This window comes from Mycobacterium sp. TH-M15 (genome assembly GCF_057473705.1).
The window spans coordinates 1-7463 of record NZ_JBYCLB010000180.1; the positions used below are offsets into that span (position 1 = coordinate 1).

Here is a 7463-nt window from a genome sequence, read left to right on the forward strand (position 1 = left end):
GCCTCACCGGGACCGATGAGGAAATCCTTGTCGCCCAGCACGAGTCGCAGCCGGCCGGAGAGCAGATACATCCACTCCTGACCCTCGTGCACGGGCAGCTCGTCCGGTGGACGACGCCGGGTGCTGACCCGGATCTTGAAGGCGTGCAACCCACCGGCCGGCCCGTAGCGGGTCAGCGGCCAGTACGTGATCCCATGATGGCTGTGCGAAACGCCCCGCACCCGCGGGTCGGGTTGTTCAGGGGTGCGCAACAACTCGTCGGTGCTGACCGACAGCGCCTCGGCCAGCCGCGGCAGATGATCCAACGCCAGGCGACGCTTACCGGATTCCAGGCGGCTGAGCGTCGACACGTCGATGCGGGCGCGGGTGGCGACGTCCTCCAAGGTCAGGCCCTGTTGGGTGCGCAGCTCCCGCAGTCGCCGCCGCACCCGCAGATCGACGCTGCTCTCCTCGTTATTTGCCTGCATGGCAAATTAGCTTGCCAGCACGGCGCGTTCCCCGGCAAGCTCGGGTGCATGAATGAAATCCGGGACTGCGTTGTGGTGGGCGGTGGTGCGGCCGGGCTCAGTGCCGGCCTGGTGCTGGGTCGGGCACGGCGCAACACCGTGTTGATCGACGCGGGGGAGCAGAGCAACCTTGCCGCGCACGGCATCGGCGGCCTGCTGGGCCACGACGGCCGGCCCCCGAGCGAGCTGTATGCGCTCGGCGGCGGCGAACTCGCGAACTACGGTGTGCAGGTGCGCACCGGTGAGGTGGTCGAGATCGAATGTCTCGACGGTGATTTCGTCGTGCGGGTGGATGACGGGACCAGTGAGCGTGCTCGACGAGTCCTACTGGCCACCGGGATGGCGTACCTGCCGCCGCAACTGCCCGGACTGGACGGGCTGTGGGGCCGATCGGTCTTCCACTGCCCGTTCTGCCACGGTTGGGAGGTGCGCGATCGACCGCTGGCGGTGCTGGCGCTGGGCGAGCGGGCAGTGCATTCGGCGTTGCTGTTGCGGTGCTGGAGCGACGACATCGTGTTGCTCACCGACGGTCCGGCAGACCTGGGCGCCGATGATCGCGCCCGGCTCGCGGTTGCGGGCGTGTCGATAGACGAGCGGCCGGTAGTCGCCCTGGACGGTCACGACGGCGAGCTGTCGGCGGTGGTGTTCGCCGACGGCAGCAGGTTGATGCGGAGTGGACTACTGGTGGCCGCGACGACCATGCGGCAGCGCAATCGGCTGGCCGAGCAGCTCGGCGTGGACGTGGCCGCAGCCGGGCTCGTTGCCGAGGATCCGGTAGGCGTCGATTCGTTGTGGCGCACCTCGATTCCCGGGGTATTCGCCGCCGGGGACCTGACGGGAGAGATGCCACAGGTCGCCGCCGCGATCGCGGCGGGTTCTCGGGCCGCGGCGGCGGTTGTGGAGAGTCTGACAACCGAGGACTACGGAGTGCCGGCGCCCATCGTGACAGGAGGGTCGACCGATGACTGAGTCGGCGCAGGACGCGCGCGATTACTGGGAACAGTTCTACGGTGACCGCGAGCGGGTGTGGAGCGGACGGGTCAATACCTGTCTCGCCGAGACCACCGCCGACCTAGCCCCGGGCCGGGCGTTGGACCTGGGGTGCGGGGAGGGTGCCGTGCCGATGCCATCTGGCTGGCCGAAGACGGATGGCAGGTGGTCGCCGTCGACGTGTCGGCCACCGCCCTGGGCTCCGGATCACGCTCGCGAACATCACTTCGCCGGTGTCGAAGAGGTTCTCGCGGCGCTGCGCCTTGACGACGCGCAGTGGGATCGGGTGCTGGCGGAGAGCGCCGACCGCGAGGCCATCGGACCCGACGGGCAGACGGCGACACTGGTAGACAACGTGATCGTCCTGCGCCGCAAGGGCTAGCAGCCGCTACAAGGCGTCGTGGAAGATCAGCCCGAGCGTGTACCGCTCACCGGACCGCACCACCGAAACCCCGTGCCGCACCGGCGACGTCGACCAGCCCCGAGCCGATCGCACCGGCCGGTCCCGGGTGGTGAACAGATAGCCGTGCCCCTGCGGCAACTGCGTTGCGGTGCCGCGTGACTGCGCCCGGGGCCGCTGTTCGACCAGCAGGAACTCCCCACCGGTGTAGTCGGTCTGGGGATCGCTGAGGTTGATCACCACCTGCAGCGGGAACACCAAGTCGCCGTAGAGGTCCCGGTGCAGCGCGTTCCAGTCGCCGGCGCCGTACCTCAGCATCAGGGCGGTGGACTTGGTCTGGCCGGCCCGGTGGCATTCGGCCAGCCAGTCGTCGAGGCTATCCGGCCAGGGGGCGTCACGACCCAGCTTGGCCGCCCAGTCCCGGACGATCGGCAGCAGCCGCGGGTAGAGCGCGTGCTTGAGGTGCTCGATCGGCTCCGGGTACGGCGTGCGGAAGTACCGGTACTCACCGGAGCCGTACCGGTGCCGGGCCATGTCGACGGTGCTGCGGAACCTGGCGTCGTCGGGGTAGAGCCGGCGCAGCCGGGTCATCTCCGCGGTGCTGAGCAGCCGGGGGAGCAGCGCGCCGCCGTACTCGTCGACGGTGTCGGTGATCTGGCCCCAGTCCCCGGCGGCGACCCGCTTCTCCCAGGCGTTGGCCGGCATCGGTGGGCTCCCTTCTGGTCCGCGTGATCGACGATAGCCGTGTCAGCCGGGGTTGCTATGATCGAAACTATGTTCGAATCATTTGTCGACGTCGACCCGGAAGCGGACGAATCGGCGCTGGTGGACCGCATCGCCGAGCTGGAGCGGGTCAAGGCCGCCGCGGCGGCCGGGCAGGCGCGCGCCGCCGTCGCGCTGGACACGGCCCGTCGGGCCGCCGAAGAGGCCGTGGGGGTGCCGGCCGTCCGGCGCGGGCGCGGGGTGGCCAGCGAGATCGCCCTGGCCCGGCGGGATTCGCCGGCTCGCGGCGGCCGGCATCTGGGCTTCGCCAAGACGCTGGTGTACGAGATGCCGCATACCCTGGCGGCGCTGGCGGACGGTCTGCTCTCCGAGTGGCGGGCCACGCTCATCGTGCGGGAGAGCGCCTGCCTGGACGTCGAGGACCGCCGGGTGCTGGACGTCGAGCTCTGCGGTGATCGTGGCGGCCTCGACGGGATGGGTGACGCCCGGGTGGCCGCGGCGGCCAAGGCCATCGCCTACCGGCTCGACCCACACGCCGTCGTCGACCGAGCCGCCAAGGCCGAGAAGGAGCGCACCGTCACCATTCGGCCCGCACCGGACACCATGACCTATCTGACCGCCCTGCTGCCGGTGGCACAAGGCGTTTCGGTGTACGCCGCCCTGCGGCGGCAGGCCGACTGCTGCGGTGACGGCCGGAGCCGCGGTCAGGTGATGGCCGACACGCTCGTCGAACGGGTGACCGGCCGGGAAGCTGCGGTACCGACGCCGATCGCGGTGAACCTGGTGCTCTCCGACGAGACGTTGCTCGCCGGCTCGGATACGCCCGCCGACCTGTACGGGTACGGCCCCATTCCGGCCGCCGTCGCCCGGGGCCTGGTGTCGGCCGCGCTGCTGGACAAGCGGTCCCGAGCGACGCTGCGCCGCTTGTACGCCGATCCGGAATCCGGGGCGCTGATCGCAATGGAGTCACGCGCCCGGCTGTTTCCCCGCGGGCTGGCCACCTTCATCGAGCTGCGCGACCAGCGCTGCCGCACGCCGTGCTGCGACGCGCCCATTCGCCACCACGACCACGCGCAGCCATGGGCCCGCAACGGGCCGACCACGGCGGCCAACGGCCTGGGAAGCTGCGCGCGGTGTAACTACGTCAAAGAGTCCCCGGGCTGGCGAGTTCGAGCCGGTGACACCGAGAAGGGCAGGCACAAAGCCGAATTCACCACGCCCACCGGTGCGCGATACCGGTCGATCGCCCCGCGGTCGAGGGCTCCGGCGGCCATCGAGGTCAGTCACGCCGAGATCGCCGTGGCCGTCGAGCTGTGGGACCTGCACGCCGCGTAGCTTCGGCGACGGCTGGCCCGGGCACCGGCAAGCGGGTACCGTGAGCAGCGCGGACGAGTTGGCCGGGCGGCCGCGGCCCGTACTGGTTCACCAGTCGGGTCGAGGAAAGTCCGGACTTCACAGAGCAGGGTGATTGTTAACGGCAATCCGGGGTGACCCGCGGGAAAGTGCCACAGAAAACAGACCGCTACCTGGTAGCAAGGGTGAAACGGTGCGGTAAGAGCGCACCAGCATCCCGGGTGACCGGGATGGCTCGGCAAACCCCACCCGGAGCAAGGCCAAGAAGGCCGCATTCGTGCGGCCGCGCAGGCGTCCGAGGGCTGCTCGCCCAAGCCTGCGGGTAGGCCGCTTGAGGCACCCGGTGACGGTGTGCCCAGATGGATGGTCGCCGCCGCGGCGCCGGAGACGGCGGCGTGGAACAGAATCCGGCTTACAGGCCAACTCGTCCGCCCTGCACGGTCACTCTGGACCTCCCATCACCGCGTCGAGTGCGCCCAAGGATTCGCCCAGGTGCGCCCGGCAGCGCTGGGCCAGGTCGTCCTCCTGCTGGTAGAGCAGGCCGTAGCTGAAGGTGTCCTCGCCGGCCGTGCGCGCGGCGTCGGCCTGCTCGATCAAGTGGGCCCGGCTCACCACACTGTCCTGGTGATCGCCGAGCAGCGTCTGGATCACCTTCGCCCGCTCGGCGGCCGGTGCCGCGGCCGCGGCGACGGCGGTGTACCGGAGGCGCTTGGCGCTCTTTCGCAGCCGGTGCAGTGCGTGGTCGCGGTCCGGGCCGGCACCCGCCCGGGCGGCCGCGCGGGCGGCCTTGCGGACCTTCCGGTACGCGGCGTCAACGGCCGTCGGGATCGCGTCACCGCTCGACGCCGGGGCCACCAGGGCATCCGCCGGGGCGGCAGCCACCGCGTCGAGACGGTCCAGCAGGCGGAGGTAGCGCTCCGAATCCATCGCCGCCAGGGAGTCGCGGTGACCCTCCCGATACCGGGCTCGTGCGGCGTCCACCAGTCGCTCCCGGACCCGGCCGCGCACCAACTCCGGCGGCAGCCGGTCCAGCGCCCGTTGGTAACGCTCGGCCAGCACCTCGGCATCGCGCGCCGCGCCCAGCACACCGGCCAGCCACCGCAGTTCGCCGGAGATCGCGGCGCCGTCGGCCGCTCCGATCGTCTCCGCGGCGGCCTGCAGCAGGCTGCGAAGCTTGCGGATGGTGACCCGCATCTGGTGCACGGCGTCGTCGGTGTCGGCGCGCACCGCCCGGTCCCAGCCACGCAGCTCGTTGACGTATTCGGCGAGGGCCCGGTGCACCGGGTCGGTGTTCTCGTCGCCGGGCATGTGTCCAGCGTGGCACAGCCGCGCGGCTGCGGGCGGATTCAGAAACTGTGTTCGTCGTCCGGGAAGGCGCCGGTCGCCACCTCGTCGGCGTACTGGCTGGCGGCGCGGCGCAGTTCGCCGCCGACGTCGCCGAACCGTTTGACGAAGCGGGCGGTCTTGCCGGCCGTCAACCCGGCCATGTCCTGCCAGACCAGCACCTGGGCGTCGCAGTTGACGCCGGCTCCGATCCCGACGGTCGGGATGCTCAGTTTGCCGGTGATCTGGGTGGCCAGTTCGGCCGGAACCATCTCCATCACCACGGCGAACGCACCGGCCTCGGCCACCGCGATCGCATCGTGAACGGTCTGCTCGGCGCTGTCGCCACGGCCCTGCACCCGGAAGCCGCCCAGGGTGTTCACGCTCTGCGGGGTGAAGCCGATGTGCGCCATCACCGGAATGCCGGCCGCGCTCAGGGTGGCGATCTGGTCGGCGACCCGTTCGCCGCCCTCCAGCTTCACCGCGTGCGCGGCGCCCTCCTTCATAAACCGGGTGGCGCTCTCCAGCGCCGCGGACGGCCCCGCTTCGTAGCTGCCGAACGGCAGGTCGGCGACGACCAGCGCGTGCGGCGCCCCGCGAACCACCGCGCGCACCAGCGGGATCAGCTCGTCGGTCGAGATCGGAACCGTGCTGTCGTAGCCGTAGACCACATTGGCGGCCGAATCCCCGACCAGCAGCACCGGAATTCCGACGTCGTCGAAGATCCGGGCGGTGGAGTAGTCGTAGGCGGTGAGCATCGCCCACTTCTGCCCCTCGGCCTTCATCTTCTGCAGGTGGTGGATCCTGGTCCGCGAGCGCTGCGGGGTGGGCGTGGGACGCGCAGCGCCATACCCGGTGTGCTCAGACATATAACTGCCCTCAACTGATGGTCCGGTCGATCCTCGAGGCCCAGCCGGGTCCCCGGGTCGTCTGACATAGCCAGTCTGCCATCCCCGGTGGCCGAGCTGAATCGCCGGCGGCAGTGGATTTGCTCACACCACCGCCGGCCGCGTCCGCGCTTGGCCGATTCGCTCGCCGCCCGCGTCGGCAGGGACATACCATCGGCGGCATGCAACGGCTCAGCGGGCTCGACGCCAGCTTCCTCTACCTGGAGACCCCGTCGCAGCCGTTGCACGTCTGCTCGATCGTGGAGCTGGACACTTCGACGATGCCCGGCGGCTACACCTTCGAACGGCTCCGCGACGGGTTGGCGTCGCGTCTGACGGCGATGCCGCAGTTCCGCGAGGAGCTCGCCGACAGCCCGCTGAACCTGGACCACCCGGTGTGGGTGGAGGACCGGGATTTCGACGTGGACCGGCACCTGCATCGCATCGGCCTGCCCACGCCCGGCGGCCGACGGGAGCTGTCCGAGATTGCCGGGCACATCGCGGCGTTGCCGCTGGACCGGAGCCGACCGCTGTGGGAGACGTGGGTGATCGACGGCGTTGCCGGCACCGACGCCCGGCAGGGCGGCCGGCTGGCGGTGATCGTCAAGATGCACCACGCCGGGGTGGACGGGGTGACCGGCGCCAACATGATGTCGCAGATGTGCAGTCTGGAACCCGATTCGCCGGCGCCCGACCCGGTCGACGGCGTCGGTGACGCCAGTGAGCTGGCGATCGTGGCCGGTGGGCTGGCGCGGTTCGTCGCCCGGCCGCTGCATCTGGCCAACGTGCTGCCGGACACGGTGTCGTCGGTGGTCAAGACGGTGCAGCGAGTGCGCGCCGGATCGGCGATGGCGGCGCCGTTCGCCGCGCCGCCGACCGTCTTCAACGCCCCGGTCACCGCGCACCGGAACATCGCCTACGCCGAGCTGGACCTCGACGACGTCAAGCAGGTCAAGGACCATTTCGGGGTCAAGGTCAACGACGTGGTGATGGCGTTGGTCTCCGGGGTGTTGCGCCAGTTCCTGATCGACCGCGGCGAGCTGCCCGACGTTTCGCTGGTCGCCATGGTGCCGGTGTCGGTGCACGACAAATCCGACCGGCCCGGCCGCAACCAGGTCTCCGGGATGTTCTCCCGGCTGGAGACCCAGATCGCCGATCCGGGTGCCCGGCTGGAGGCCATTGCCAAGTCGAATTCGGTTGCCAAGCAGCATAACTCGGCGATCGGCGCGACGCTTCTGCAGGACTGGACGCAGTTCGCCGCGCCGGCGGTGTTCGGCACTG

6 protein-coding genes, 1 other RNA gene and 2 pseudogenes are annotated in these 7463 nt (G+C 70.5%); 5 read left to right on the forward strand and 4 right to left on the reverse strand.

What is annotated here, in order from left to right:
• Positions 1 to 467: helix-turn-helix domain-containing protein (locus tag AC2VNT_RS04260; protein ID WP_486945667.1), on the reverse strand; the 467-nt coding region annotated here is incomplete at its 3' end.
• A gap of 48 nt (positions 468 to 515) precedes the next feature.
• Between AC2VNT_RS04260 and AC2VNT_RS04265 the strand changes: the two genes are divergently transcribed.
• Together AC2VNT_RS04265 and AC2VNT_RS04270 are read left to right on the forward strand one after the other, a co-directional pair.
• The gene (locus tag AC2VNT_RS04265) at positions 516 to 1475 is read left to right on the forward strand and encodes an NAD(P)/FAD-dependent oxidoreductase (RefSeq protein ID WP_486945668.1); all 960 of its coding nucleotides are present in this window, start codon (positions 516 to 518) and stop codon (positions 1473 to 1475) included.
• Positions 1468 to 1878: pseudogene (locus AC2VNT_RS04270) on the forward strand (class I SAM-dependent methyltransferase). The gene AC2VNT_RS04265 and the pseudogene AC2VNT_RS04270 overlap by 8 nt, the downstream one beginning before the upstream one ends.
• Before the next feature lie 6 nt (positions 1879 to 1884).
• Here AC2VNT_RS04270 and AC2VNT_RS04275 read toward each other — a convergent pair.
• On the reverse strand, positions 1885 to 2601 hold the full coding sequence (locus tag AC2VNT_RS04275) for a 2OG-Fe(II) oxygenase (protein WP_486945669.1): 717 nt from the start codon (positions 2599 to 2601) through the stop codon (positions 1885 to 1887).
• A 69-nt stretch (positions 2602 to 2670) separates the two neighbouring features.
• Between AC2VNT_RS04275 and AC2VNT_RS04280 the strand changes: the two genes are divergently transcribed.
• Together AC2VNT_RS04280 and rnpB are read left to right on the forward strand one after the other, a co-directional pair.
• The gene (locus AC2VNT_RS04280; RefSeq protein ID WP_486945670.1) at positions 2671 to 3954 is read left to right on the forward strand and encodes an HNH endonuclease signature motif containing protein; all 1284 of its coding nucleotides are present in this window, start codon (positions 2671 to 2673) and stop codon (positions 3952 to 3954) included.
• A 54-nt stretch (positions 3955 to 4008) separates the two neighbouring features.
• Positions 4009 to 4403: RNase P RNA component class A (gene rnpB, locus AC2VNT_RS04285), an RNA gene on the forward strand.
• 10 nt (positions 4404 to 4413) lie between these two features.
• Here the strand turns inward: rnpB and AC2VNT_RS04290 are convergent.
• Positions 4414 to 5259, reverse strand: a pseudogene (locus AC2VNT_RS04290) (CHAD domain-containing protein); the annotation flags it as partial.
• 59 nt (positions 5260 to 5318) lie between these two features.
• Positions 5319 to 6164, reverse strand: a complete 846-nt coding sequence (panB, locus tag AC2VNT_RS04295) for a 3-methyl-2-oxobutanoate hydroxymethyltransferase (protein WP_486945671.1) — start codon at positions 6162 to 6164, stop codon at positions 5319 to 5321.
• A gap of 200 nt (positions 6165 to 6364) precedes the next feature.
• On the opposite strand from panB, the gene AC2VNT_RS04300 reads away from it, so the two are divergent.
• On the forward strand, positions 6365 to 7463 hold a 1099-nt coding region (locus tag AC2VNT_RS04300), incomplete at its 3' end, for a WS/DGAT/MGAT family O-acyltransferase (RefSeq protein WP_486945672.1).